Source organism: Shewanella sp. CAL98-MNA-CIBAN-0140 (assembly GCF_040309905.1).
Taxonomy (GTDB): domain Bacteria; phylum Pseudomonadota; class Gammaproteobacteria; order Enterobacterales; family Shewanellaceae; genus Shewanella; species Shewanella psychromarinicola.
The window spans coordinates 1-253 of record NZ_JBEOPI010000233.1 but is presented as its reverse complement, the minus strand read 5'-3'; the positions used below and the strand labels follow the sequence as shown (position 1 = coordinate 253).

At 66.4% G+C, this 253-nt stretch carries 1 protein-coding gene; it reads right to left on the bottom strand.

The genetic code is table 11. The features are described 5' to 3' along the window. On the bottom strand, positions 1-217 hold a 217-nt coding region (locus AAEY93_RS20885; protein WP_351079625.1), incomplete at its 3' end, for a phosphopantetheine-binding protein. Positions 218-253 lie beyond the last annotated feature (36 nt).

Sequence of the window (253 nt, the reverse complement as noted above, 5' to 3'; positions counted from 1 at the left end):
CCGCCTGTTCGTAACCGCCACACGCCGCCGCCAGCGCCGCCACGGTGGGCTGGCCGAACAGCACCTGCACGTCGGCGCGCAGGCCGGCCTCGCGCATGCGCTGCACCAGCTGCACCGCTAACAGCGAATGCCCGCCCAGCTCGAAGAAATGATCGTGGCGACCCACTGGTTGCACGTTCAGCAACTCGGACCAGATCTGCGCCAGTGTGGTTTCCACGCCCTCCTGTGGCGCTTCGAAGCGACGGGTAATAAA